At 70.4% G+C, this 23,259-nt stretch carries 25 protein-coding genes and 2 pseudogenes; 13 read left to right on the top strand and 14 right to left on the bottom strand.

Translation table 11 applies throughout. The features are described from left to right. Nucleotides 1–32: 32 nt before the first annotated feature. From ACU6WZ_RS27205 to ACU6WZ_RS27185, 5 genes and pseudogenes are all read right to left on the bottom strand, one after another. Nucleotides 33–1,331: a DUF6986 family protein gene (locus tag ACU6WZ_RS27205; RefSeq protein ID WP_447030821.1), complete on the bottom strand. Its 1,299-nt coding sequence runs from the start codon at nt 1,329–1,331 to the stop codon at nt 33–35. Between the two features lie 151 nt (nt 1,332–1,482). Next, nucleotides 1,483–2,472, bottom strand: coding sequence for an electron transfer flavoprotein subunit alpha/FixB family protein (locus ACU6WZ_RS27200; RefSeq protein WP_447030820.1), 990 nt, complete (start codon nt 2,470–2,472; stop codon nt 1,483–1,485). A gap of 59 nt (nt 2,473–2,531) precedes the next feature. Beyond that, entirely contained in the window at nt 2,532–3,317 is a 786-nt protein-coding gene (locus ACU6WZ_RS27195; protein ID WP_447030819.1) for an electron transfer flavoprotein subunit beta/FixA family protein, read from the bottom strand. A gap of 201 nt (nt 3,318–3,518) precedes the next feature. After that, nucleotides 3,519–4,016 (bottom strand): flavin reductase family protein, encoded by a 498-nt coding sequence (locus ACU6WZ_RS27190; RefSeq protein ID WP_447034278.1) that lies wholly within the window; start codon nt 4,014–4,016, stop codon nt 3,519–3,521. Then, nucleotides 4,014–4,316 (bottom strand): annotated as a pseudogene (locus ACU6WZ_RS27185) (thioredoxin family protein); the annotation flags it as partial. The pseudogene ACU6WZ_RS27185 and the gene ACU6WZ_RS27190, both read right to left, overlap by 3 nt. A gap of 253 nt (nt 4,317–4,569) precedes the next feature. Here ACU6WZ_RS27185 and ACU6WZ_RS27180 point away from each other — a divergent pair. Continuing rightward, nucleotides 4,570–5,292, top strand: a complete 723-nt coding sequence (locus ACU6WZ_RS27180; protein ID WP_447030818.1) for a lysophospholipid acyltransferase family protein — start codon at nt 4,570–4,572, stop codon at nt 5,290–5,292. Between the two features lie 43 nt (nt 5,293–5,335). On the opposite strand, the pseudogene ACU6WZ_RS27175 reads toward ACU6WZ_RS27180, so the two are convergent. The 4 genes and pseudogenes from ACU6WZ_RS27175 to ACU6WZ_RS27160 form a co-directional block, all read right to left on the bottom strand. Then, a pseudogene (locus tag ACU6WZ_RS27175) lies at nt 5,336–5,494 on the bottom strand (transglutaminase); the annotation flags it as partial. Nucleotides 5,495–5,602: 108 nt separating this feature from the next. After that, entirely contained in the window at nt 5,603–6,670 is a 1,068-nt protein-coding gene (locus ACU6WZ_RS27170; RefSeq protein ID WP_447034276.1) for a threonine aldolase family protein, read from the bottom strand. A gap of 17 nt (nt 6,671–6,687) precedes the next feature. Then, nucleotides 6,688–7,455 (bottom strand): SDR family NAD(P)-dependent oxidoreductase, encoded by a 768-nt coding sequence (locus ACU6WZ_RS27165; RefSeq protein WP_447030817.1) that lies wholly within the window; start codon nt 7,453–7,455, stop codon nt 6,688–6,690. 26 nt (nt 7,456–7,481) lie between these two features. Then, a complete protein-coding gene (locus ACU6WZ_RS27160; RefSeq protein ID WP_447030816.1) occupies nt 7,482–8,879 on the bottom strand; it encodes a DUF6421 family protein in 1,398 nt (465 codons plus the stop codon). 286 nt (nt 8,880–9,165) lie between these two features. Here ACU6WZ_RS27160 and ACU6WZ_RS27155 point away from each other — a divergent pair, with 286 nt between their 5' ends. Then, a complete protein-coding gene (locus ACU6WZ_RS27155) occupies nt 9,166–9,849 on the top strand; it encodes a glycerophosphodiester phosphodiesterase (protein ID WP_447030815.1) in 684 nt (227 codons plus the stop codon). A gap of 24 nt (nt 9,850–9,873) precedes the next feature. Here the strand turns inward: ACU6WZ_RS27155 and ACU6WZ_RS27150 are convergent, their stop codons facing one another. After that, nucleotides 9,874–10,476, bottom strand: a complete 603-nt coding sequence (locus ACU6WZ_RS27150) for a GNAT family N-acetyltransferase (RefSeq protein ID WP_447030814.1) — start codon at nt 10,474–10,476, stop codon at nt 9,874–9,876. Between the two features lie 112 nt (nt 10,477–10,588). Between ACU6WZ_RS27150 and ACU6WZ_RS27145 the strand changes: the two genes are divergently transcribed. The 7 genes from ACU6WZ_RS27145 to ACU6WZ_RS27115 all read left to right on the top strand — a co-directional run bounded on the left by ACU6WZ_RS27145 (nt 10,589) and on the right by ACU6WZ_RS27115 (nt 15,239). Beyond that, nucleotides 10,589–10,975, top strand: a complete 387-nt coding sequence (locus ACU6WZ_RS27145; protein WP_447030813.1) for a VOC family protein — start codon at nt 10,589–10,591, stop codon at nt 10,973–10,975. Between the two features lie 85 nt (nt 10,976–11,060). Further along, entirely contained in the window at nt 11,061–11,309 is a 249-nt protein-coding gene (locus ACU6WZ_RS27140; protein WP_447030812.1) for a hypothetical protein, read from the top strand. 97 nt (nt 11,310–11,406) lie between these two features. Further along, the gene (locus ACU6WZ_RS27135; protein WP_447030811.1) at nt 11,407–12,000 is read left to right on the top strand and encodes a DUF5134 domain-containing protein; all 594 of its coding nucleotides are present in this window, start codon (nt 11,407–11,409) and stop codon (nt 11,998–12,000) included. Nucleotides 12,001–12,071: 71 nt separating this feature from the next. Then, nucleotides 12,072–13,007 carry a M56 family metallopeptidase gene (locus tag ACU6WZ_RS27130; RefSeq protein ID WP_447030810.1) on the top strand — a complete coding sequence of 312 codons (936 nt, stop codon included), beginning with the start codon at nt 12,072–12,074 and terminating at the stop codon, nt 13,005–13,007. Nucleotides 13,008–13,029: 22 nt separating this feature from the next. Beyond that, nucleotides 13,030–13,728 carry a phosphatase PAP2 family protein gene (locus ACU6WZ_RS27125; RefSeq protein ID WP_447030809.1) on the top strand — a complete coding sequence of 233 codons (699 nt, stop codon included), beginning with the start codon at nt 13,030–13,032 and terminating at the stop codon, nt 13,726–13,728. Further along, nucleotides 13,725–14,420 carry an HAD family hydrolase gene (locus ACU6WZ_RS27120; RefSeq protein ID WP_447030808.1) on the top strand — a complete coding sequence of 232 codons (696 nt, stop codon included), beginning with the start codon at nt 13,725–13,727 and terminating at the stop codon, nt 14,418–14,420. Before ACU6WZ_RS27125 ends, ACU6WZ_RS27120 begins: the two co-directional genes overlap by 4 nt. Nucleotides 14,421–14,597: 177 nt before the next feature. After that, entirely contained in the window at nt 14,598–15,239 is a 642-nt protein-coding gene (locus tag ACU6WZ_RS27115) for a TetR/AcrR family transcriptional regulator (protein ID WP_447030807.1), read from the top strand. On the opposite strand, the gene ACU6WZ_RS27110 is transcribed toward ACU6WZ_RS27115, so the two are convergent. Then, nucleotides 15,227–16,714, bottom strand: a complete 1,488-nt coding sequence (locus ACU6WZ_RS27110; protein ID WP_447030806.1) for an LVIVD repeat-containing protein — start codon at nt 16,712–16,714, stop codon at nt 15,227–15,229. The genes ACU6WZ_RS27115 and ACU6WZ_RS27110 overlap by 13 nt on opposite strands. A gap of 177 nt (nt 16,715–16,891) precedes the next feature. Between ACU6WZ_RS27110 and ACU6WZ_RS27105 the strand changes: the two genes are divergently transcribed. Further along, nucleotides 16,892–17,557, top strand: coding sequence for a DUF305 domain-containing protein (locus ACU6WZ_RS27105; RefSeq protein ID WP_447030805.1), 666 nt, complete (start codon nt 16,892–16,894; stop codon nt 17,555–17,557). A 42-nt stretch (nt 17,558–17,599) separates the two neighbouring features. Here ACU6WZ_RS27105 and ACU6WZ_RS27100 read toward each other — a convergent pair whose 3' ends face one another. Next, nucleotides 17,600–18,109 carry a DUF6214 family protein gene (locus ACU6WZ_RS27100; RefSeq protein WP_447030804.1) on the bottom strand — a complete coding sequence of 170 codons (510 nt, stop codon included), beginning with the start codon at nt 18,107–18,109 and terminating at the stop codon, nt 17,600–17,602. Between the two features lie 109 nt (nt 18,110–18,218). Between ACU6WZ_RS27100 and ACU6WZ_RS27095 the strand changes: the two genes are divergently transcribed. After that, nucleotides 18,219–19,574: an FAD-dependent oxidoreductase gene (locus ACU6WZ_RS27095; protein ID WP_447030803.1), complete on the top strand. Its 1,356-nt coding sequence runs from the start codon at nt 18,219–18,221 to the stop codon at nt 19,572–19,574. Between the two features lie 17 nt (nt 19,575–19,591). On the opposite strand, the gene ACU6WZ_RS27090 is transcribed toward ACU6WZ_RS27095, so the two are convergent. Next, nucleotides 19,592–19,945 (bottom strand): ArsR/SmtB family transcription factor, encoded by a 354-nt coding sequence (locus ACU6WZ_RS27090; RefSeq protein WP_447030802.1) that lies wholly within the window; start codon nt 19,943–19,945, stop codon nt 19,592–19,594. A gap of 128 nt (nt 19,946–20,073) precedes the next feature. Between ACU6WZ_RS27090 and ACU6WZ_RS27085 the strand changes: the two genes are divergently transcribed. Continuing rightward, nucleotides 20,074–21,168: an NADH:flavin oxidoreductase/NADH oxidase gene (locus tag ACU6WZ_RS27085; RefSeq protein ID WP_447030801.1), complete on the top strand. Its 1,095-nt coding sequence runs from the start codon at nt 20,074–20,076 to the stop codon at nt 21,166–21,168. Nucleotides 21,169–21,522: 354 nt separating this feature from the next. Here the strand turns inward: ACU6WZ_RS27085 and ACU6WZ_RS27080 are convergent, their stop codons facing one another. Continuing rightward, nucleotides 21,523–21,921, bottom strand: coding sequence for a hypothetical protein (locus ACU6WZ_RS27080; RefSeq protein WP_447030800.1), 399 nt, complete (start codon nt 21,919–21,921; stop codon nt 21,523–21,525). 219 nt (nt 21,922–22,140) lie between these two features. Here ACU6WZ_RS27080 and ACU6WZ_RS27075 point away from each other — a divergent pair, with 219 nt between their 5' ends. After that, nucleotides 22,141–23,226, top strand: coding sequence for a WD40/YVTN/BNR-like repeat-containing protein (locus tag ACU6WZ_RS27075; protein ID WP_447030799.1), 1,086 nt, complete (start codon nt 22,141–22,143; stop codon nt 23,224–23,226). Nucleotides 23,227–23,259 lie beyond the last annotated feature (33 nt).

The raw sequence follows: 23,259 nt of genomic DNA, 5'->3' as shown, positions 1-23,259 counted from the left end.
AGGGCGTCGCCTCCCGGCCCGGCGGCCGGGCGCTACTGGGCGGTCGCGGTCAGGTCGCCGCGTCGAGGCGAGGCGAAGCCGTCCAGGTCGGCGCGGGTGAGGCCGGTGAGCCGGGCCACCTCGGCGGTGTCGAGGGCGCCGCAGTCGATGCCGCGCAACAGGTAGCCGCTGAGCGCCTTGGCGGTGGCCGGCTCGTCCATCACGTCGCCGCCGGCGTGGTTGACGTACGCGGCGAGGCGCGCGGCGGCCTGCTCGTAGCCCTCGCGGTAGAAGGCGAACACGGCGGCGTACCGGGTCGGGATGTGCGCGGGGTGCATGTCCCAGCCCTGGTAGTAGGCGCGGGCGAGGGCACGGCGGGTGAGGCCGTAGTGGAGGCGCCAGGCCTCGTGGACGTGGTCCGTGGCGCCGACCGGCAGGACGTTGGTGGAGCCGTCCGAGACGCGCACGCCGGTGCCCGCGGCGGCGACCTGCATGATCGCCTTGGCGTGGTCGGCGGCCGGGTGGTCGCTGGCCTGGTAGGCGGCGCTGACGCCGAGGCAAGCGCTGTAGTCGAAGGTGCCGTAGTGGAGTCCGGTGGCGCGGCCCTCGGCGGCGTCGATCATCCGGGCCACGGCGGCGGTGCCGTCGGCGGCGAGGATGGACTGGCTGGTCTCGATCTGGATCTCGAAGCCGATCCGCCCGGCGTCCAGGCCGCGCGCCTTCTCGAACTCCTCGACGAGGCGCACCATCGCGGTGACCTGCTCCGGGTAGGTGACCTTGGGCAGGGTCAGGACGAGCCCGTCGGGCAGGCCGCCGGCCTCGATGAGCCCGGTGAGGAAGATGTCGAGCGTGCGGATGCCGCGGTCGCGTACGGCGGCTTCCATGCACTTCATGCGGATGCCCATGTACGGGGCGGCCGTGCCGTTCGCGTACGCCTCGCTGATCAGCCGGGCGGCGCGGGCGGCGTGCGCGTCCTCGTCGGCGTCCGTGCGGCCGCCGTAGCCGTCCTCGAAGTCGACCCGCAGGTCCTCGATGGGCTCGCGTTCCAGCTTGGCCCGTACGCGGTCGTACACCGGGCCCGCCAGATCGTCGGACAGGCCGAGGACGGTGGCGAAGGACGCCGCGTCCGGCGCGTGCTCGTCGAGCGCCGCGAGGGCCTTGTCGCCCCAGGAGCGGACGGTGTCGGCGGCGAAGACGTCGCCGGGCACGTAGACGGTGTGCACGGGCTGGCGGGTGCCCGGGTCTCCCGGGTAACGGCGGGCAAGCTCCTCGTCGACCGGTACGAGCGAGGCGCTGATGCCCTCGCTGACCGCGCCCGCGAGGCTCGTCGCCACCTTCTCCTGCTGACCCATGCCAACCCTCCAGTTTCCGCTGAACGGAATTAATAATCCGCATGGTGAAGTTAACGGGCGGTCGTGACCTGCGTCAATGGTCTCCGGAAAGCAGCCGGGGCCGCGCGGTGAGGATCACCACGCGGCCCCGGCCTCCTACGGCTGGCGCAGGTCAGCCCTTGCGGCTCTTGACCTCGTCGGTCAGCTGGGGGACGACCGCGAAGAGATCGCCGACGACGCCGTAGTCGACGAGGTCGAAGATCGGCGCCTCGGCGTCCTTGTTGATGGCGACGATGGTCTTCGACGTCTGCATGCCGGCCCGGTGCTGAATCGCGCCGGAGATGCCGGAGGCGATGTAGAGCTGCGGGGAGACCGACTTGCCGGTCTGGCCGACCTGGTTGGTGTGCGGGTACCAGCCGGCGTCGACGGCGGCGCGCGAAGCACCGACGGCCGCGCCGAGAGAGTCGGCGAGCGCCTCGATGACGTTGAAGTTGTCGGCGCCGTTGACACCGCGGCCGCCTGAGACCACGATCGCGGCCTCGGTCAGGTCCGGGCGTCCGGTGGACTCGCGCGGGGTGCGCGAGACGATCTTGGTGCCGGTGGCCTGCTCGCCGAAGGAGACGGCCAGCGGCTCGACGGTGCCCGCGGACGGGGCGGCCTCGACCGGCGCCGAGTTCGGCTTCACGGTGATGACCGGGGTGCCCTTGGAGATGCGGGACTTGGTGGTGTAGGAGGCGGCGAACACGGCCTGCGTGGCCACCGGGCCCTCGTCGCCGGCCTCGACGTCGACAGCGTCGGTGATGATGCCGGAGCCGATGCGAACCGCGAGGCGGGCCGCGATCTCCTTGGCCTCGGCGGAGGACGCGAAGAGTACGGCGGCCGGGGAGACGGCGTCGTACGCGGCCTGGAGCGCGTCCACCTTCGGTACGACGAGGTAGTCGGCGAACTCGGAGGCCTCGGCGACCAGCACGCGGGTGGCGCCGTGCTCGCCGAGCACCTTGGCGGCGGCCTCGGCCGCGGAAGCGTCGGTCTTGGAGACAGCCGACGCGGAAAGGAAGACCGCGACGGGCTCGCCGATGCGGCGGGCGAGCGTCAGCAGCTCAAGGGTGGGCTTGCGGACGGCGCCGTCCACGTGGTCGACGTAGACGAGAACTTCAGCCATGGGACTTCAATCTCCTGCGAGTGCGAAGAATCTGGGGGCGTTGAGGGGGCGCGCAGGCCCTAGATGAACTTCTGGCCCGCGAGGAACTCGGCCAGCTGCTTGCCGCCCTCGCCCTCGTCCTTGACGATCGTGCCGGCGGTGCGCTCCGGGCGCTTCGTGGCGGACTCGACCTTGGTCCAGGAACCTTCGAGGCCGACCTCGTCGGCGTCGATCTCCAGGTCCTCCAGGTCCAGGGACTGAACCGGCTTCTTCTTGGCGGCCATGATGCCCTTGAAGGACGGGTAGCGGGCCTCGCCCGACTGGTCCGTCACGGACACGACAGCCGGCAGCGAAGCCTCGAGCTGCTCGGACGCGGTGTCGCCGTCGCGGCGGCCCTTGACGACCCCGCCGTCGACGGAGACCTCGGAGAGCAGGGTGACCTGCGGGACACCGAGGCGCTCGGCCAGGATCGCCGGGAGGACACCCATGGTGCCGTCGGTGGAGGCCATACCGCAGATGACCAGGTCGTAGCCGGTCTTCTCGACGGCCTTGGCCAGCACCAGCGAGGTGCCGATGACGTCGGTGCCGTGCAGGTCGTCGTCCTCGACGTGGACGGCCTTGTCTGCGCCCATGGACAGCGCCTTGCGCAGCGCGTCCTTGGCGTCCTCGGGCCCGACGGTCAGCACGGTGATCTCCGCGTCGTCCGCCCCGTCGGCGATCTGCAGTGCCTGCTCGACGGCGTACTCGTCGAGCTCCGACAGCAGGCCGTCCACGTCGTCGCGGTCGACGGTCAGGTCATCGGCGAAATGCCGGTCGCCGGTGGCGTCGGGCACGTACTTCACACAGACAACGATCCTCAAGCTCACGCCGGCTCTCCTACTGCATCGTCTATTTCTTGACTGCCTCGTTACAGGCAGCATAGGCGCCTGAAGGGGCGTATCCCGGTCGGGGCCAACCCCGCTCCGACTGGAATATTACTCGTCAGTACACCCAGCTCTTCCCCCGTAAGCAAGCGCTTCGAACTGTGACCTTGCCAACCCTGCACAAGGGGCGGAGTCGGGGAACTCTCAGTCCCTCAGCGCGTTGAAGCGACCTTGGTGGTAGAGGAGCGGACGACCGTGCCCCGAGGGGTCTCCGGCGACGGCCTGACCGATCACGATGCGATGGTCTCCCGCCGGTACGCGCGCCACCACTCGGCACACCAGCCAGGCCAGTACGCCGTCGAGCACCGGCACGCCCTCCGGGCCGCTGCGCCAGCGGGTCGGCGCCGCGAAGCGGTCGGCGCCACTGCGCGCGAAGGTGGCCGCCAGGTCCCGCTGGTCCTCGGCGAGTATGTGGACGCCGACGTGCTCGGCCTCGGCCAGCACGGGCCAGCTGGAGGAACCCGTGCCCACACCGAAGGAGATCATGGGCGGGTCTGCGGCGACGGAGTTGAGCGAGGTGGCGGTGAAACCGACCGGGTCGGCGCCCTGCGCGGTGATCACGGCGACACCGGCCGCGTGCCGCCGGAAGACCGAGCGCAGCAGGTCGGGCGAGCCCTGGAGCGGGGCGCTCTCGGGACCCACCGCGCGGCCGAGCGCGGCGATGACGTCGGCCCGGCGCGGCTGCCCGGCGGCCCGGCGCACGACGCGACCCTGCCCGTCGAGCACGAGAACGGTCGGTGTGGACGCGATGTCCAGGGTGCGTACGAGGTCGAGCCGCGCCTCCGCGTCGATCTCCACGTGGGCGACGCCATCGACCATGGCCGCCACCTCGCTGAGCGTTCTGCGGGTGGCGCGGCAGGGCTGGCAGAACGCAGTGGAGAACTGCACGAGCGTCGCCCGCGCCCCGGGTGCGACGCCCAGTTCGGCCGCGCCCAATGTCATGCCGACGTCGTGCCCTGGCACCTGTGGCCTCCCCTTACTCCGCCGGGACGTTCCCGAGTCGCCATTCTCAGCGTTCCAGGGAACGGCACGATTCCTGATGTTTCTGCACGTGACGAGAATCTCGCGCAATGAAGACCCCAGGACTGGCTACTCGGCCGCTCATGGGGCACGATCTGCCCAACGCCGCCGACCCTACGGCTGCGTAACCTACGCCGGGAGAGCCCTCCCCGGGCACAGAAGGGTCACCCCCGACATGGCAGAGCTTGTCTATCGACCGGTCATCGGTGCCGCACTCACCCTGTTCAAGGCGCTGGACCTGAAGATCGACACGCAGGGTGCCGAGAACGTGCCCCGCACCGGCGGCGCCGTACTCGTGAGCAATCACATCAGCTACCTGGACTTCATTTTCGCGGGCCTCGGCACGTTGCCCCAGAAGCGTCTGGTGCGCTTCATGGCGAAGGAGTCGGTCTTCCGTCACAAGATCTCCGGTCCGCTGATGCGCGGCATGAAGCACATTCCGGTGGACCGCAAGCAGGGCGAGACGGCCTACGCGCACGCACTCGACTCGCTGCGCTCCGGCGAGATCATCGGCGTGTTCCCCGAGGCGACGATTTCCGAGTCGTTCACACTCAAGAGCTTCAAATCGGGTGCGGTCCGCATGGCCCAGGAGGCCGGCGTCCCGCTGATCCCGATGGCGCTGTGGGGCACGCAGCGGATCTGGACCAAGGGCAGGCCGCGCAACTTCGGCCGCAATCACATCCCGGTGACGATCCGAATCGGTGAGCCGGTAGAGGCGCCCACCGACGAGTACGCGGGCGCGATCACACGCCGACTGCGCGGGCGCGTGCAGGAGCTGCTCGAAGCGGCGCAGCGCTCGTACCCGGTCCGCCCGAAGAACGCCGAGGACACCTGGTGGATCCCGTCGCACCTCGGCGGCACGGCGCCGACCCCGGCGCAGGTGCGCGAGGCCGGCTGACCGCGGCGTGCGGCCTGCTTCTCGGGGGGAACAGAGCCCGCACACGTACGTACTGGAAGGCTGCTTCCGCGTATGCGTATGCATCGGGCGCTTGGGCGCGCAGACGGGCCGAGGTCTGCCGCACGAGCGGGTGATCATGGTCGATGACGTCGTCGGCCGCCAAGTAGGCGGCCAGTTCGGGGGATTCCTGAATCAGCTCCATGGCACGAACATAGAGAAACGGCCGACCGGAAGCACATGATTTTCCGGTCGACCGCATACCCATACCCCCGGGCTACTCCTGGGTCTCCTGGGTCAGGTCAGTTAACAGTCAATCCCTGGCCATCTCTTCCTTGAGGGCCTGCACGAATCCGTCCACGTCCTCCACCTGGGTGTCGTAGGAGCACATCCAGCGGACGTCGCCGGCCGACTCGTCCCAGAAGTAGAAGCGGTAGCGCTTCTGCAGCCGTTCGCTGACCGCGTGCGGCAGCCGTGCGAAGACAGCGTTGGCCTGCACCGGGTAGAGGATCTCCACGCCGTCCACACCTCGGACACCCTCGGCGAGCCGCTGCGCCATGGTGTTGGCGTGGCGCGCGTTGCGCAGCCACAGGTCGCGGGCGAGCAGAGCCTCCAACTGCACCGACACGAAACGCATCTTGGAGGCGAGCTGCATCGACATCTTGCGCAGGTGCTTCATGGCGCGCACCGCGTCCGGGTTGAGGACGACGATCGCCTCGCCGAAGAGCATGCCGTTCTTCGTCCCGCCGAAGGACATGATGTCCACGCCCACGGTGTTGGTGAAGGTCCGCATGGGTACGTCGAGCGAGGCCGCGGCGTTGGATATCCGGGCGCCGTCCAGGTGGACCTTCATCCCGAGCGCGTGCGCGTGGTCGCAGATCGCCCGGATCTCGTCCGGCGTGTAGACCGTGCCGAGTTCGGTGTTCTGGGCGATCGAGACGACCTGCGGCATCGCCCGGTGCTCGTCCTCCCAGCCGTACGCCTGCCGGTCGATGAGATCCGGCGTGAGCTTACCGTCCGGCGTCGGTACGGTCAGCAGCTTCAGGCCGCCCATCCGCTCCGGGGCGCCGCCCTCGTCGACGTTGATGTGGGCGGACTCGGCGGCGATGACCGCACCCCAGCGGTCGGTGACCGACTGGAGGGCGACCACGTTGGCGCCGGTGCCGTTGAAGACGGGGAAGACCTCAGCGAGACCGCCGAAGTGACCGCGGATGATCCGCTGGAGGTGGTCGGTGTAGTCGTCACCGCCGTAGGCGACCTGATGGCCGCCGTTGGCGAGGGCGAGAGCGGCGAGCACCTCGGGGTGCGCGCCGGCGTAGTTGTCGCTCGCGAAGCCGCGTACCAGCGGATCGTGGTGCCGGCGAGCGTCGGTCTTCGCCATGTTCGCCGGATCCGGGTTCACGGCTTGGGGGTCAGCCACAGGCGCTGTCCATTCACTTCCCGGGCGGGCTGGTCCCAGACGCCGGCGATGGCGTCGGCCAGCTCCTTGACGTCCGTGAAACCCGCGAACTTCGCGTTGGGGCGCTCGGCGCGCATCGCGTCGTGCACCAGTGCCTTGATGACCAGGATGGCAGCCGCGGTGCGCGGCCCGTCATCGCCCCCCGCCTTGCGGAACGCGTCGGCGAGCGCGAGTGTCCACGCCTCGGCGGCTGCCTTGGACGCGGAGTACGCGGCGTTGCCCGCGGTCGGCTTCGACGCACCGGCGGCGCTGATGAGCAGGTACCGGCCGCGGTCGCTGCGCTGCAGGGGTGCCTGGAAGGCCAGGGAGGTGTGCTGGACGGTACGGATCAGCAGCTTCTCCAGCAGATCCCAGTCCGCCAGGTCGGTCTCGGCGAACGTGGCGCTGCCGCGCCAGCCGCCGACGAGGTGGACCATGCCGTCGATGCGGCCGAATTCCTTCTCGGTCTTGGCGGCCCAGTCCCGGGTGGCCTCCAGGTCGAGGAGGTCGACGGTGTCGCCGGTGACGGTGGCGCCGCCGTGGGCGTATCGCGCGGCGTCGACGGCTTCGGCGAGGCGGGCGGCGTCCGCGTCGGAGCCGACCACGGTCGCACCCGCCTCGGCGAGCCGGAGCAGGGTGGTCCGGCCCGCCGGTCCGGCCGCTCCGGCCACCGCGACCACGGCGCCTTCCAGCGGTCCGTTGCCGTTGCTCTTGATGCCTGAGTTCATGGTCGTCGCCTCCCTGGCGCGAGGGCTCACGCGGCCACCCGCTCAGCACTCGCCGCGGTGATCCCCTTGGTGGAGGCGATCACGTTCTTCAGCTTCTTGGAAAGCGCCTCATAGAACATGCTGAGCGGAAACTCGTCCGGAAGCACATCGTCTACGAGTTTGCGCGGCGGCAGCGACAGATCGAGGGCGTCGGGACCCTTGGCCCAGCGGGAGCCGGGGTGGGGTGCGAGGTAGGCCGAGACCAGGTCGTACGCGGCGAACCAGTGGACGAGCTTGGGGCGGTCGATGCCCGCCCGGTAGAGGTCCTCGATGTCGGCGCAGAGCTGGTTGGTGACCTGGGGGGCACGCTCCCAGTCGATCTTCAGGGTGTTGTCGGTCCAGCGCACCACGTCGTGCTTGTGCAGGTACGCGAAGAGCAGCTGGCCGCCGAGTCCGTCGTAGTTGCGGACGCGGTCGCCGCTGACCGGGAAGCGGAACATCCGGTCGAACAGCACGGCGTACTGCACGTCACGGCCGTGCGCGTTGCCCTCGGCCTCCAGCTTCACGGCCTCCTTGAAGGCGGTGAGGTCGCAGCGCAGCTCTTCGAGGCCGTACATCCAGAACGGCTGGCGCTGCTTGATCATGAACGGGTCGAAGGGCAGGTCGCCGTGGCTGTGGGTGCGGTCGTGGACCATGTCCCACAGCACGAAGGCCTGCTGGCAGCGGTCCTGGTCGGAGACCATGTCGCTGATGTCGTCGGGCAGTTCGAGACCGAGGATGTCCACGGAGGCCTCGGTGACACGACGGAAGCGGGCCGCCTCGCGGTCGCAGAAGATGCCGCCCCAGCTGAACCGCTCGGGGGCCTCGCGGACCGCGATCGTCTCCGGGAAGAGCACCGCGGAGTGGGTGTCGTACCCGGCGGTGAAGTCTTCAAAGGTGATGCCGAGGAAGAGCGGGTTGTCGTACCGGGTGCTCTCCAGCTCGGAGAGCCACTCGGGCCAGACCATCCGCAGCACGACCGCTTCGAGATTGCGGTCGGGGTTGCCGTTCTGCGTGTACATGGGGAAGACGACCAGGTGCTGACGGCCGTCGGACCGCTGCCGCGCGGGCTGGAAGGCGAGCAGCGAGTCCAGGAAGTCGGGCACGGCGAAGCCGTCGCGGGCCCACTTACGGAGGTCGGCTACGAGGGCGTGGTGGTACGCGGCGTCGTGCTCCAGCAGCGGCGCGAGCTCGGTGACCGCGTCGGCCACCCGGGCCAGCGTCGCGTCGGCGACGGCCCGGGAAGGGGCGTCTTCGGCGTCGAAGTCGATGGAGCCGTCCGCCGACTGCCAGACCCTGATCACCTCCACGGCATTCTTGAGCTCGGACCAGGCAGAGTGCTCGACCACGCGCCGGGCACCGGATATGCAGTCGGCGACTGTGTCCTGCACAAGAATTTCCGTCATGTCACTTCCTCTACGGGAGAACCTCGCGTCAAGGCACCGTATCGGTCTTTGACTCCTCCCCTCAAGGGGGGCCCAGTAAATTATCCTGCCGATCCCCTATTTTTGCCGCCGTTCTTCCTGCGGCGGGACGGAACGGCGATCGGTTCTGTCTGTCCCTGCCCGGCTCCACAGGCACTGCGCGGGCACTGCGCGGGCACTCCATGGGCAGTGGCGACCAAACGGGTTCCTTACGGGAAGCAGGCCGTTAGGCTGCCGTGGAGCCGCCGTCGACGGAAGCGAGATCGCCTTGAGTTTCCTCACCATCGGGCACCGCGGGGTCATGGGTGTCGAGCCGGAGAACACGCTTCGTTCCTTCATCCGCGCCGAGCAGGCCGGTATGGACTCCATCGAGCTGGACCTGCACCTGAGCAAGGACGGCGCGCTCGTGGTGATGCACGACACCGAGGTGGACCGCACGACCGACGGCCGGGGCGCGATCGCGGAGCTGACGCTCGACGAGCTGCGGGCGCTCGACGCCGGGCAGGGCGAGCGCGTCCCGCTCTTCGAGGAGGTCCTGGACGCCGTGAAGTCCCCGCTCCAGGCGGAGATCAAGGACGCGGCGGCAGCGCGGGCACTCGCCGAGGTGATGCACCGGCGCGATCTGGCAGCCCGGGTGGAAGTGTCGTCTTTCCACGACGAGGCGGTGGCCGAGATCACCTCACTCGTCCCGGGCGTACGGACCGTCCTGATCGCCAGCCGATACGGCAACGACGTGGTGGACCGGGCCGAGGCGGTCGGCGCGCCCGCGCTCGCGCTGAACATCCGCAGGCTGACCCTGGAGACCGTGCAGCGCGCCCACGCGCGTGGGCTGCGCGTCATCGGCTGGGTGGTGAACACGCAGGACCACCTGCGGCTGGCGCGGGCGCTGGAGCTGGACGGGGTGACGACCGACTACCCGGAGATCCGCCGCACCGGGCGCTTCACCGCGTAGCCGCACCGCGGCCTCCGGGATGTGTCAGACGCCGGTCACGGGCCCGTCGCCCAGGCGCTTGATCAGCAGCTCGAAGCGCAGATCGTCGCGCTGCGGAATGCCGAACCGCTCGTCGCCGTACGGGAACGGCGTCATCCTGCCCGTACGGCGGTAGCCTCGGCGCTCGTACCAGGCGATGAGGTCGTCCCGTACGGAAATCACCGTCATGTGCATCTCGGTCGCCCCCCACAGCTCGCGCACGGTCCGCTCCGCCTCGGCGATGATCAGCTTCCCGAGGCCGGCACCCTGCAGCTGGGGGCGGACGGCGAACATGCCGAAGTAGGCGGCCGTACCTCGGTGTTCGAGCTGACAGCAGGCGACCAGTTCCCCGTCCCGCTCCACGGTCAGCAGCCGACTGTCCGGCGACTTGATCACGCCCAGTACGCCCGCGGGATCGGTGCGCTGACCTTCGAGGATGTCCGCCTCGGTGGTCCATCCCGACCGGCTGGCATCACCCCGGTACGCCGACTCGACGAGTGCGACGAGCGCGTCGGCGTCGGTTTCGGTGGCTGCGCGGTAGGTGAGCCGCGCGGCGGCCGCAGGCTGGTTGGTGTCCAGCGAGATGGCGTCCAGCGGGGTGGTCTCCATGGGAGGCGCTCTCCAGATCCTTACTGCGGCATCATGTGGCGGCATCTTCGCGGCGACATCTTCGCCGCGACGGGGGGCGCCCCGAGCGTAACGCGCGCTAGGGTCCGGGTGCATGGTGCATGTACTGAGCAGCAGGATGCTACTGCGACCCACGGATCCCGAGCGTTCCCGCGCGTTCTACGGCGAGGCCCTCGGTCTGCCCGTCTACCGCGAGTTCGGCACCGGCCCCGAGCGCGGGACGGTGTACTTCCTCGGCGGCGGCTTCCTGGAGGTCTCGGGCCGCTCCGACGTACCGCCCTCCCCCTCGATCCGGCTGTGGCTCCAGGTCGCGGACGCGGCGGCGGCGTACGCGGAACTGTCGACCGCGGGTGTGGACGTGACGCGGCCGCCGGTCAAGGAGCCGTGGGGTCTGATCGAGATGTGGATCGCCGATCCCGACGGGTGCGAGATCGTCGTCGTGCAGATCCCTGACGACCACCCCCTGCGCTACCGGCCATGAGGTGAAGGCCCGGGTCGGCCCACCGGACCGCGCACCCGGCACGCACCGGCAGGCGGGGCTTCACACGAGGGCTTAGCGTCGAACCGTGGACTTCAACATCACAGCCGAGGAGGAGGCTCTCGTCCTCCGTGTCCGCGAGCACCTGCACGCGGGGAACATGCCGCACGAGGACGAGCTGGCGGGTGAGCTGGGCGAGGACGCCCGGCGCCAGGTCCGGCGGCTGGCCGACCGGGGCTGGCTCGTCCTGCGGCAGACGATCGGCCACACCGTCTACGTCGACTCGCTCAGCCCCCTGGCCGAAGCGGCCCTGTCGAGCCGGCGCGACATCGGCTGACCGCCCTGAGTGCTTCCGTGCACCCCTCCCGCGCGCGTATGCGCCCCTGTGACGGCGGGCATCGACGGGACGACACCGTCGATCGGGGAGGTACGCCGTGCACGGACAGGCGATGTCCGGCTGGCTGCTCGTGGCGCTGTGCGCCGCGACCGGCGCGTACTGCGTGCTGCGCCTGCGCAGCGGCAGGGGGGAACACCGCGAGGGGGCCGGCGGTGAGGCCCTGATGGGATTCGGCATGGCGGCGATGGCGCTGCCCGCCGCGGTCGTGGCACCGCCGGTGTGGGGCTGGGTGCTGTACACGGCTGTCTTCGGTGCCGCCGCGCTGCGGGCGCTGTGGCTGGCGAGCGCGGGGGCCCACCATGTGCACCACCTGGTGGGTTCGCTGGCGATGGTCTACATGGCGCTGGTGATGGTGGCGGGCCCGGCGGGCAGCAGCGGCCACACCGGGCACATTGCCCCCGCCGCCGGGTACGCGGCGGGCGGGGTGCCCCTGCTGACCGGGGCGCTGCTGCTGTACTACGCCGTGTTCGTACTGGCCTCCGGGGCACGGCTGATACCGGGGAGGACCGTCGCGGCGGGGCCGGCGGGCGTCGGCGGCGGGTCACTCGCCTGGGGTGCACGGCCGGAGCTGGCGCTCGCCTGCCGGCTGTCCATGGCCATCGCCATGATCGCGATGCTGCTCACCCTGTGAGGGCCGTGTCCTGCGTCACTTGCGCCGCCAGGTCGTACCCGGGAGTAGGGGCACGCTCATAGGCTGGCCGCATGACGGTCTCCTTCGCCCTTCTGCTGCTCGGCGTCGTCGCCGCCGTCGCGGCCCCGCGACTCCTGTCGCGCGCCGACTGGCGGGAGCGCGAACCCGTGGTGGCGCTGTGGGTGTGGCAGTGCGTGGTGGCTGCGGTGCTGCTGTGCTTCGGGCTTTCGATGACGTTCAGCGCGGCAGCCGCCTGGCAGGCCGTGCGCGGGCACGTCTTCGCGCCCGCGCCGCACGGCGTGGTGGAGGCGTACGCGCTGGTCGCGTACGGCCCGTGGTCCGCCGTCATCGCGGTGCTGCTGGCGTGCTGCGGGGGCTGGACGGCTGCCATGCTGACCCGGGAGATTCGCAGGACCCGTGTGGACCGCAGGCGACGACGCGCAGAGCTGCTCGTACGCTCGCCTCTGCTGCCCGGCGAGGAGGCCGGCAGTGACCGCCTCGTCGTTCTGGAGGGCGAGCGGCCGGACGCCTGGTGGCTGCCGGGGTCGGCGCCGCAACTGGTCCTCACCACGGCGGCTTTGCGGCGCCTGAAGGGGCGTCAGCTCGATGCCGTACTCGCCCACGAGCAGGGCCATGCGCGAGCCCGGCACGACTGGTTGCTGCACTGCGCGTCCGCGCTGGCGGTCGGCTTCCCGCAGATTCCGGTGTTCGCGGCGTTCCGCGACGAGATGCACCGGCTGGTGGAGCTGGCGGCCGACGATGTGGCGTCGCGGCGCTTCGGGCGGCTGACGATCGCGCTGGCCCTGGTCGAACTGGGCGAGGAGCGCGGTGTGTTCGGGCCCTGCCCGACGCCGCAGGCACAGCTGCCACAGCGGGTCGACCGACTCCTGGCGGCGGCGCCGCGGCTCACGGCGGGCCGCCGGCTGCGGCTGACGGCCGCCGCCTCCCTCGTCCCCGCGGTGCCGCTGCTGGTGGCGTTCGTTCCGGGTCTCAGCGCGTTGGGATAGCGCCCTGGGGCAGGATCTTTGCATGCACTCCCCCCACCCAGCACCCGCCCCCACCCCGGTGTCCCGCCGGCCCGCTCCGGTGCCCGGCCGCAGCGTCGTCGCGTGCACAGCGCTGTCCGTCGTCCTGCTGCTGTTGGTCGTTTTCGAATGGCGACCCCTGATGTCATTCGACAGATCGGTCGCGGACGCACTGCACGAATCGGCGGTCGGGCACCCGGCGGTCACCCGGACGAGCAAGATCCTGACCGACTGGGTGTGGGACCCGTGGACGATGCGCGCCCTGGTGGCCCTGGCCTTCGCATGGCTCCTGTGGCGCGGTGAACGGACCCTGGCACTGTGGGCCGCGGCGACGAGCGCCGTCGGCTCGCTCGTACAGCAGGGCCTGAAATGGGCGGTGGGCCGTGAGCGGCCCGTGTGGCAGGACCCCGTCGATTCCGCGCACTTCGCATCCTGGCCGTCCGGCCACGCGATGACCGCAGTCGTCACTTTCGGTCTGCTGCTGTGGCTGCTCACCGTGCGCGGAGCGGGCCGCGGCCTGCGCGCCACCGTCCTGTTGGTGGGCGTGGTGTCCGGCGTGGGCGTGGGCGTCACCCGCCTGTATCTGGGCGTGCACTGGGCCTCGGACGTGGCCGGTGGCTGGCTGCTGGGCGCGGCCGTGGTGGCCGCGTCCGCAGTGGCTTACGGTCGCCTGACCGCTTCCCAAGAACGATCCGCCGTATGACGGTCACCGGCGTCCTCTTCGACTTCTCCGGCACGCTGCTCAGGATCGAGCCGACAGCGGTGTGGCTGCGCGCAGCCTTCGACTCGGCGGAAATCGACGTTCCCGAGAACGCATTCAGCTCGTACGCACGACAGCTGGAGGAGTGCGGCGCGCTGCCCGGCGGCGCCGCCCCACGGCGGGTGCCGCCGCACCTCGCCGAACTGTGGGCGACCCGTGATCAGAGTGCGGAGCGTCATCGCGCCGCGTACACCGGGCTCGCCCGTCAGGTCGCCCTGCCGCACCCGCGCCTGTACGACGCCCTGTACGACCGCCACACGAACCCGGCAGCCTGGCATCCGTACCCCGACTCGGCCGAGGTTTTGGCCGAGCTGGCGCGGCGGGGCGTCGCCATCGCGGTGGTCAGCAACGTGGGGTGGGACCTGCGGCCGGTCTTCCGCGCGCACGGACTCGGCGAGTGGGTGGACGCGTACGTCCTGTCGTACGAGCACGGCATCCAGAAGCCGGACCCGCGGCTGTTCCGCGTCGCCTGCGAGGCGCTCGGCCACGAGCCGCGCGACGTCGTGATGGTCGGCGACGACCGGCGCGCGGACGGAGGCGCGGCGGAACTGGGCTGTGCGGTGCACTTCGTGGACCATCTGCCGCCCGGTGACCGGCCCCACGGACTGCGCCCGGTGCTCGCGCTGGCGGACTGACACCCGTGACACAGAGGGCGGCGGCGAGTGGGTGCAGGCAGCGAAACGCGTCTGTATCCGGCGGTCCCCCGCGCCGCCGGATACAGACGACCAGCCCACGCACCGGGCCCGGCGAGGCACCCGAGGTGGGACGACTGAGTATATTGGCTACGGGCCAGTCAACGCAGGAGTTACAGGATGTCCCCGCGAAGCGCATCGGTCAATGAAGAATTGCGGCGCCGCTCCCGCGAACGCCTGTTGCAGGCGACGGTGGAGCTCGTCGGAGAGCGCGGGTACGAGGCGACGACGCTCGCCGACATCGCGGACCGGGCCGCATCGGCGCGCGGCCTGGTGTCGTACTACTTCCCGGGCAAGCGCCAGCTGCTCCAGTCGGCCGTGCACCGGCTGATGCACCGCACACTCGAAGCGGCGCTGGAGCGCGAGCCGCGCACCGAGGACGGCCGCGAGCTGCTGGCCCGCGCGATCGACGCCGTCCTGGGGCTCGCCGTCGACCACCCGGTGCTGATGCGTACACACATGGCGGGCATCCTGCAGGCCGAGGGTTTTGTGCAGTGCCCTGAGCAGCAACGGCTCGCGGAGCTGCTGCGCGCCACGGTCGTGCGCTACGGATCACGGAACGTCGACGTGGACTACCCGCTGCTGCGCGCGCTGCTGATGGGCGCGGTGTTCGCCGTACTCCTGCCCGGAGCACCGATGCCTCGGGAGCGGCTCCGCGCGGAGCTGTTCCAGCGGTACGGGCTGGACTGGGAGCTCGGCCTGCCGCCGGGCGGGGAGTCGTCCGGCGGCACGCGGGTACGTACGGTGGATCAGCGGCGGTAGTCGGGCTGCGTCTGCACGTTGAGCTCGGGCAGCCGGACCCTCTTCGCGCCGTCGGTGCGCTTGTCGTTGAGCTTCAGTACGTCGAAGCCCTTCGCTATGTCGTTGGAGTAGATGTAGCCGTTGTAGTAGTACGCCGACCAGGAACCGGCGGTGACCGAGGCTGTGGCGCTGACCGGGCCGCGCTCGAAGAAGGCGATCTCCTTCGGCTTGGCCGAGTCGGTGAAGTCCCACACCGAGACGCCGCCCTGGTACCAGGCCTGGACCATGATGTCCTTGCCCTTGACCGGGATCAGCGAGCCGTTGTGGGCGACGCAGTTCTCGGTGGCCGCCTGGTGACGGTCGATCTTGAAGTAGCTCTTGAAGACGAGCTTGCGCTTGTCTCCCTTGCCGGTGATGTCGTAGATGCCGTCGGCGCCGCGGTTCGGCCCGGTGGCTTCGTTGCAGGTGGCTCCGACACCGCCGCCGAGTTCGTCGGTGAAGACGACCTTGTCGGCCTTCTGGTTGAAGGTCGCCGAGTGCCAGAACGCGAAGTTGACGTTGTCCTGGACGCGGTCGATGACCCGCGGCTTCGCCGGGTCCTCGATGTCGAGGATGATGCCGTCGCCCATGCAGGCTCCGGCGGCGAGGTCCTTGGAGGGCAGGACCGTGATGTCGTGGCAGCCGGTGGTCTGCGAGACGCCGGGGTTGGTGGGCGAGCCCGGGTTTCCGCCGTCCGGGAAGAGCACCGGGAAGTCCACTACCGCGGACTGCTCGGGGGCCTCGCGCGGCACCTTGATGATCGAGATGCCGTCGTGCGGCGGCCGGCAGTCCGGGAACGCCGCGTTCGGCGAGTACGAGGAGACGTACACGTAGACGTCACGGCGTTCGGGGACCAGGGTGTGGGTGTGCGAACCGCAGGCGGTCTCGACAGCGGCGACGTACTTCGGGTTGCTGATGTCGCTGATGTCGAAGATCTTCATGCCCTCCCAGGACGACTTCTCCGTCGCGGGCTGCGAGGTGCTGGCGCACGAGTTGTCGTTGCGCGAGGAGTCGGTGGAGAGGAAGAGCAGGTCTCCGGAGACGGAGATGTCGTTCTGCCCACCGGGGCACAGCACCTGGGCGACCGTCTTCGGGGCCTTGGGCTTGCTGATGTCGAAGATCCGGAAGCCGTCGTAGTTTCCGGAGAACGCGTACTTGCCCTGGAACGCCAGGTCCGAGTTGGTGCCCTTGATCGCGTCCTTGGGGATGTTCACGAGGTGCTCGATGTTCTTGCTGTGGACGATCTCGTCCACGCCGGGTATCTCGCCGCTCCTGATGGCGGCCCTGGCTTCGGCCTGCTCGGATGTGGTCAGGGGCTGCTGCTTGGCGGGCGCGTCCCCGGGGTCGGGGGTCGCGGCCGCGGGACCGGCCGTCAGCAGCGTGGTGAGAAGCCCGGCTGCGGCTGCTGCCACGCCAAGACGTCTGCGCCACACGCGGGTGATGTGCAACGAGGTCACTGCGTCCTCCCTTGTGTCCGTTCGCAGTTGAACGGTTCGTACACCCCGGCAGTATCGTCGTTTGCATGCACATCTCAACAGGTGGCAACGACAACGTAATGAAAGTTTCTGATCACCGCTGCGCGAAGGCGTGCTAAGAACGGACATCAAACACCCGATGTACTCCAGGAGGACGCCGTGTTGATCCGCCGCAATCCCGCGCGCGCCCGAGGAACCGTTCTCGTGACGGCGACCGCCGTCATCGCCGTACTCGGCCTCGGCGGCTGCCGGTCGGGCGGCGACGAGGGCTCGGAGCCGAAGGCGGCCGCGGGTCCTTCGGTCGTCGCGCCGGGCAAGCCGGGAGAGCCCGCGAAGACGCTGTCGGCGGACGAGGCCAAGCGGGCGCTGCCGGACAACTCGCCCAACGGGGCGGACTTCTCGTACACGCAGATGATGATCGAGCACCACGGCCAGGCGCTCGTGATGACGGAACTCGCCCCGAAGCGGGCCAGGTCGACTCAGGTCAAGCGACTGGCGGAGCGGATCGCCGCGGCGCAGCGCCCGGAGATCGGTGCGATGCGGGGCTGGCTGGACAACAACGGCGGCGACAAGCACAAGGGTGAGCACCGGCACGGCCCGATGGCCGGGATGGCGACGCAGAAGCAGCTCGCCCAGCTGCGCGAGGCCAAGGGCAAGGTATTCGACCAGCTCTTCCTCCAGCTGATGATCACTCATCACGAGGGGGCGGTCGAGATGGGAGCCGAGGTCCTCTCGCAGGGCAACAACGTCCAGGTCGAGGAGATGGCGACCGATGTGCTCGCCCAGCAGACCGCCGAGATCGGGCGGATGCGCGACATGGCGTGAGCGACATGGCGTGGGCGGCGGACCCGGGGGCCCGGTGGTTGGCTAGCGCCGATTGTGGCGGGGCGTCAGGTGCCCCTCGTCGCGGGCGCTCGCGATCAGCTTGAGCGACCTGCGCCGGCTGCGCCCCGTCGCGCACATCACCGCGAGCACCGGGTCCTGCCCCGCCTGCTGGGCGGCCTTGTACGCCTGGGCGGCGACGCGCCGGCCCGCGCGGCCGCCGGGCCAGGACGGGCGGGCGCGCCTGACGGGCGATGGCTCCTGGTCGTACACGCCGCTGGCGTACGACCCGCCGGCCGGCCGGGGCGGGGCCTGGGCCACGACGCGGCAGTCACCGCCGAGCGGCTCCTCGGCCCACTCCAGGGACGCGGTGAAGCCGCCGAGCGGAACGTCGGCGCGTACCTCCTCCACGGTGAGCCGGTCTCCGGCCACCGCGGCGAGAACGTCGATCCGGGCGCCGTCGGCGAAGGAGAGCCGCACACTGAACCAGGCGGGGGCCGCCGGACCGTTCGGCCCAGCGTGGTGATCAACGTGGAAAACGTTACTTTCCAGCACGGTTGCAACGTATCCCCGGCCCGCCCCGTGCCTCGTGACGGCACGCACACGTGTACGCCGTAAGGCGTTGGTGCCATGCTGGAAGCACCTCGCGGGAAGGAGCCCCGCCGTGCTTCGAGTCGCAGTCGTCGGTTCAGGCCCCAGCGGCGTCTACTGTGCGCAGGCCCTGGTTCAGCAGAGCGCGGTGCCCGATGTGCGGGTGCACGTTCTGGACCGACTGCCCTGTCCGTACGGACTGGTGCGCTACGGCGTCGCACCGGACCACGAGAAGATCAAGTCGCTCCAGAGCAGCCTGCGCGCCGTGCTGGAGGACGAACGGATCACCTTCGTCGGCCATGCGGAGGTCGGCGCACGAGGAGTGACCTGCGCGCGGCTGCTGGAGCTGTACCACGCGGTGGTGTACTGCGTCGGGGCTGCGGCGGACCGCAGGCTGGGCATTCCGGGCGAGGATCTGCCCGGCAGCTGGTCGGCGACCGACTTCGTGTCCTGGTACAGCGCCCATCCGGACGCGGACGCCGGGCGCTTCACCCTGCGCGCCTCGTCGGCCGTCGTGATCGGGGTGGGCAATGTGGCGGTGGACGTGGCACGGGTACTGGCGCGAGGCGCCCAGGAACTGCGGCCCACCGATGTGCCCCAGCCGGCGCTGGACGTGCTGACGGGCAGCCTGGTGCGCGACGTGCACATGGTGGGCAGGCGCGGGCCTTCGCAGGCGAAGTTCACCACCAAGGAGCTCCGCGAACTCGGCTCGCTGCCCGGGGCCGCGGTGGTGGTACGGCGCGAGGAACTGGCCCGCGATCCGGCGTACGCCCTCCCTGAGACCGCCGCCGCCCTGCCGGCCGTGAACCGGCGCAACGTCGAGGTGCTGCGGGGGTGGGCGGCGGGCAGCGAAGCGGACCAGGAGCGCCGTATCCACCTGCGGTTCTTCCTGCGCCCGGTAGAGGTGCTGGAGGAGAACGGGAGGGCCGCCGGCGTGCGGTTCGAGCGCACGGCGCCGGACGGCCGCGGCGGGGTACGCGGCACCGGGACGTACGAGGACATCGAGACGGGGCTGGTGCTGAGATCGGTCGGGTATCGCGGTACGCCGCCGGCCGGGCTGCCGTTCGATGCGGCAAGCGGGACCGTACCGCATGCGGGTGGGCGCGTCCTGCGGGAGGGCGCGCCGTCCGCGGGCGAGTACGTGGCGGGGTGGATCAAGCGGGGGCCGACCGGTGTGATCGGCACCAACCGGCCGTGCGCCAAGGAGACGGTGGCCTCGCTTCTCGCGGACGCACCCGCGCTCGCCCGCCGCCCGCTCGACCACGAGCCGCTGGACGGGCTGCGGGCTTCCGGGCTGCGGCCGGTGGCGTGGAACGACTGGCGTGCGATCGAGGCGGCTGAGGCGGCACTGGGGGCCTCGCTGGGGCGAAGGTCTGTGAAGCTCCACGACTGGGCGGGGCTGCTCGGAGCGGCACGCGGCGGGGAATGACGGCCGGGCGGGGCGGGTCAGCCGTCGGTGCCGAGCCGGTCCGCTTCCATGGCCGCCGCCTGGAGGACGCGGTCGATGAGTCCGGGAAAGAGCAGGTCCAGGTCGCTTCGCCGCAGGCCGTTGAGCTTGGCCGTACCCCGGTAGACCTGGCGGATCACTCCGCTCTCGCGCAACACGCGGAAGTGATGGGTGGTCGTGGATTTTGTGATGGGGAGGGTGAAGAAGGAACACGGAAGTTCGGTCTCGGCCACAGCCATCTCCCGCACGATCAGCAGGCGCATCGGGTCGGAGAGCGCGTGCAGGACGCCTTCGAGTCGGATCTCGTCACACGTGGGGTGCGCGAGTTCACGCGTGTTCGCAACCGTGGTCACGGCGGCTCCACTTCGTCCGGGGCGGTCTGGGGAACGTCAGGAAGCTTCATTGTACGAGGACCCTCATAGTTTGACATTCACCGTACTACGATGAGTATCGTACGACACGTTCCCCGGCACCGTCGTGAATGGAGTCCACCGTGAGCAGCAACCTGTTCGAGCCGTACCCCCTGCGTTCGCTGACCGCCTCGAACCGGGTCTGGATGGCTCCGATGTGCCAGTACAGCGCCGAGGCCTCCGGGCCAGGGGCGGGCACGGCGAACGACTGGCACTTCGCTCACTACGCGGCCCGCGCGGCCGGCGGTACCGGCCTGATCCTCCTGGAGGCTGCAGCGGTCAGCCCCGAGGGCCGGATCAGCCCGTACGACCTGGGCATCTGGAACGACACCCAGGTGGCGGCGGTCAGCCGGATCACCCGTTTCCTCAAGAGCCAGGGCACGATCGTCGGCATCCAGATCGCCCACGCGGGACGCAAGGCCTCCACGGAGCGTCCATGGCTGGGCGGCGCACCGATCGGCGAGGACACCGGGGGTTGGCAGCCAGCGGGTCCGAGCCCGGTCGCGTTCGCCGAAGGGCACCCGGTACCGGACGAGCTGTCCGTCGCGGAGATCAAGAAGATCGTCGGGCAGTTCGCGGACGCGGCCCGGCGCGCACTGGCCGCCGGTTTCGAGGTCGTCGAGGTGCACGGCGCCCACGGCTACCTGATCGGCGAGTTCCTCTCCCCGCACAGCAATCACCGCACCGACGAGTACGGCGGCTCGTTCGAGAACCGGACCCGGTTCGCCCTGGAGGTCGTCGACGCGGTGCGCGCGGTGTGGCCCGGAGAACTGCCGCTGTTCTTCCGGATCTCGGCCACCGACTGGCTCGACGCCAACGGCTGGACCGCGGACGACACCGTGCGCTTCGCCGGGCTGCTCGCCGGGCACGGGGTGGACCTGCTGGACGTGTCCACAGGCGGCAACGCGTCGGGGGTCCGCATCCCGGCGGGCCCCGGCTACCAAGTGCCGTTCGCGGCGCGTGTACGTGCGGAGGCGGGGCTGCCCGTGGCCGCGGTCGGCATGATCACTGAGCCGGAGCAGGCGCAGAAGATCCTCGCCAACGGCGAGGCGGACGCCGTACTCCTCGGCCGCGAACTGCTCCGCAACCCGTCCTGGGCCCGGCAGGCGGCGCGGGAACTGGGCGGCGACGTACACGTGCCCGAGCAGTACCACCGCTCCGTCTGACAGACGCCGGCGTGCCGCTGCCGGGGCCGCCGGTCCCGGCAGCGGCTATGGCCTCGACCGGTGACCGAGCCGTACGGACAGACGGGTGCCGTCGGCTTCCAGGAACAGCTCCAGGATGTCCAGCGCCCTGGTCACGGCCGGGACCAGTGGTCCCATGGTCGGCCACCCACCTCTTCTGTCAGTGACGCCTGTGTCCGGGGCTCCGGTGCTCGGCCAGCACGGCGGAAGCAGGCTTACGGCCTGGTGCGCGATAGGGGGCGGATCAGGCCGTAAGAGCAGGTACGTTCACCCAGCAACAACCGGGCCGCCAGGGGCACAGCCGGTGCCGAGGGGCCGCAGGCTCGCAGGCCCCGGCTACGCGCGGCGCCGGAGGCTGATCCGGCTGTCCGCGGGGTAGCTCTGGGTCCAGTGCCGCCCGACGTCGGACGTCCAAGTGACATGGGCGGTGTCGCCGTCGACCCTGACGCGGTCCACCGTGATCGGCCGCTCACCGCTGCGTACATCTCCGCGGCGCAGTTCGCCCGCCGAGACGGTGGGGTACGTGTCCAGAGCCTGCGCCTCGGCCTCACCGGCCGCGCGAACGAGCGCGGCGGCCAGTTCGCGGGCCTGCGCCGGGGTGGCGACCAAGGCCACGTACTGGCTGCCGCGCGCAGCGATGTGCACCTGCCCCGCCTGCGCGTGCGCGGCCGGGCCTGTGGTGACCTCCATCCGGGCCTCCGCGTGATCCGGCGTGTTCAGGCGGATGTCCGACATCGCGTCTCCTCGTGCTCGTCGGGCGTGCGCGCCGACGGTTGGTGTTCGTGGCCGGATTCAGCGGCCCCGGTCACGCCCACCATGATCCCAGCACCAGGTAGCTCTGCTCGCTGTCGCCGCCACGACTGAGGCGTGCCGCGCGGTTCTACGGAGCGGCTGTCAGTGGTGGGGTGCACACTGGCCCGTATCTGAGACAACGGCGTCCTGGAGGTGTCGGCCATGACCGACGTACTGCTCACCGTAGGCACACGAAAAGGGCTCTTCATCGGCCGGAGGCGCGGTGGCGCCTGGGAGTTCGATGGACCGCATTTCAATGCGCAGGCCGTGTATTCCGTCGCCATCGACACTCGACGGGAGGTGCCGAGGCTGCTCGTCGGCGGGGACAGTGCGCACTGGGGGCCTTCGGTGTTCCACTCGGACGACCTGGGCGCGTCCTGGGTCGAGCCGAGCCAGCCGGCGGTGAAGTTCCCGCAGTTCACGGGGGCATCGTTGGAACGGGTCTGGCAGCTGCATCCGGCCGGGCCTGAGGCCCCCGACGTCGTGTACGCGGGCACCGAGCCGGCGGCGCTGTTCCGCTCCGAGGACCGGGGTGAGTCGTTCGAGCTCGTGCGACCGTTGTGGGAGCACCCGACACGTTCCCAGTGGATGCCCGGCGGTGGCGGCGAAGGGCTGCACACCGTCGTGACGGACCCACGGGACGCGAGGGCCGTGACGGTCGCGGTGTCCACGGCCGGGGTGTTCCGCTCGCTGGACGGCGGGGAGAGCTGGACGCCGTCCAACAAAGGGGTCTCCGCGGTGTTCCTGCCCGACCCCGACCCGGAGTTCGGGCAGTGCGTGCACAAGATCGCCCAGGACTCGGCCGATCCGGACCGGCTTTATCTGCAAAACCACTGGGGCGTGTTCCGCAGCGACGACGCCGGGGCCAATTGGTCGGACATCGGCGCCGGGCTGCCCTCGACGTTCGGCTTCGCCGCTGCGGCGCACCCGCACCGGGGGGACACGGCGTACCTCTTCCCCATCACCGCCGACTCCGACCGGGTGCCCGCCGACAACCAGTGCCGGGTCTACCGGACCGAGGACGCGGGCGGAAACTGGGAGCCACTGTCCGCCGGGCTGCCGCAGGAGGCGCATTACGGCACGGTGCTGCGCGACGCGCTCCGCACGGACAACGCCGATCCGGCCGGGGTGTACTTCGGCAATCGCAACGGCGAAGTCTTCGCCAGCGCGGACGACGGGGACAGCTGGCAGCAGCTCGCCTCCCATCTGCCGGACGTGCTGTGCGTGAGGGCGGCAGCCATCGGGTGACGCGGGGCAGGCTGGCCGCCCCCGCCGCGCCGC

Source organism: Streptomyces hypolithicus (genome assembly GCF_052934925.1).
This window is presented reverse-complemented; position numbering and strand designations above follow the sequence as displayed.

What these genes read in the sequence shown, in the direction of transcription:
- ACU6WZ_RS27160 (WP_447030816.1), bottom strand. Translation starts at nt 8,879, where the DNA reads ATGACGGAAATTCTTGTGCAGGACACAGTCGCCGACTGCATATCCGGT.
- ACU6WZ_RS27085 (WP_447030801.1), top strand. Translation starts at nt 20,074, where the DNA reads ATGGAGTCCACCGTGAGCAGCAACCTGTTCGAGCCGTACCCCCTGCGT.
- ACU6WZ_RS27075 (WP_447030799.1), top strand. Translation starts at nt 22,141, where the DNA reads ATGACCGACGTACTGCTCACCGTAGGCACACGAAAAGGGCTCTTCATC.
- ACU6WZ_RS27080 (WP_447030800.1), bottom strand. Translation starts at nt 21,921, where the DNA reads ATGTCGGACATCCGCCTGAACACGCCGGATCACGCGGAGGCCCGGATG.
- ACU6WZ_RS27170 (WP_447034276.1), bottom strand. Translation starts at nt 6,670, where the DNA reads ATGGCGAAGACCGACGCTCGCCGGCACCACGATCCGCTGGTACGCGGC.
- ACU6WZ_RS27180 (WP_447030818.1), top strand. Translation starts at nt 4,570, where the DNA reads ATGGCAGAGCTTGTCTATCGACCGGTCATCGGTGCCGCACTCACCCTG.
- ACU6WZ_RS27145 (WP_447030813.1), top strand. Translation starts at nt 10,589, where the DNA reads ATGGTGCATGTACTGAGCAGCAGGATGCTACTGCGACCCACGGATCCC.
- ACU6WZ_RS27150 (WP_447030814.1), bottom strand. Translation starts at nt 10,476, where the DNA reads ATGGAGACCACCCCGCTGGACGCCATCTCGCTGGACACCAACCAGCCT.
- ACU6WZ_RS27165 (WP_447030817.1), bottom strand. Translation starts at nt 7,455, where the DNA reads ATGAACTCAGGCATCAAGAGCAACGGCAACGGACCGCTGGAAGGCGCC.
- ACU6WZ_RS27130 (WP_447030810.1), top strand. Translation starts at nt 12,072, where the DNA reads ATGACGGTCTCCTTCGCCCTTCTGCTGCTCGGCGTCGTCGCCGCCGTC.
- ACU6WZ_RS27205 (WP_447030821.1), bottom strand. Translation starts at nt 1,331, where the DNA reads ATGGGTCAGCAGGAGAAGGTGGCGACGAGCCTCGCGGGCGCGGTCAGC.
- ACU6WZ_RS27200 (WP_447030820.1), bottom strand. Translation starts at nt 2,472, where the DNA reads ATGGCTGAAGTTCTCGTCTACGTCGACCACGTGGACGGCGCCGTCCGC.
- ACU6WZ_RS27125 (WP_447030809.1), top strand. Translation starts at nt 13,030, where the DNA reads ATGCACTCCCCCCACCCAGCACCCGCCCCCACCCCGGTGTCCCGCCGG.
- ACU6WZ_RS27120 (WP_447030808.1), top strand. Translation starts at nt 13,725, where the DNA reads ATGACGGTCACCGGCGTCCTCTTCGACTTCTCCGGCACGCTGCTCAGG.
- ACU6WZ_RS27115 (WP_447030807.1), top strand. Translation starts at nt 14,598, where the DNA reads ATGTCCCCGCGAAGCGCATCGGTCAATGAAGAATTGCGGCGCCGCTCC.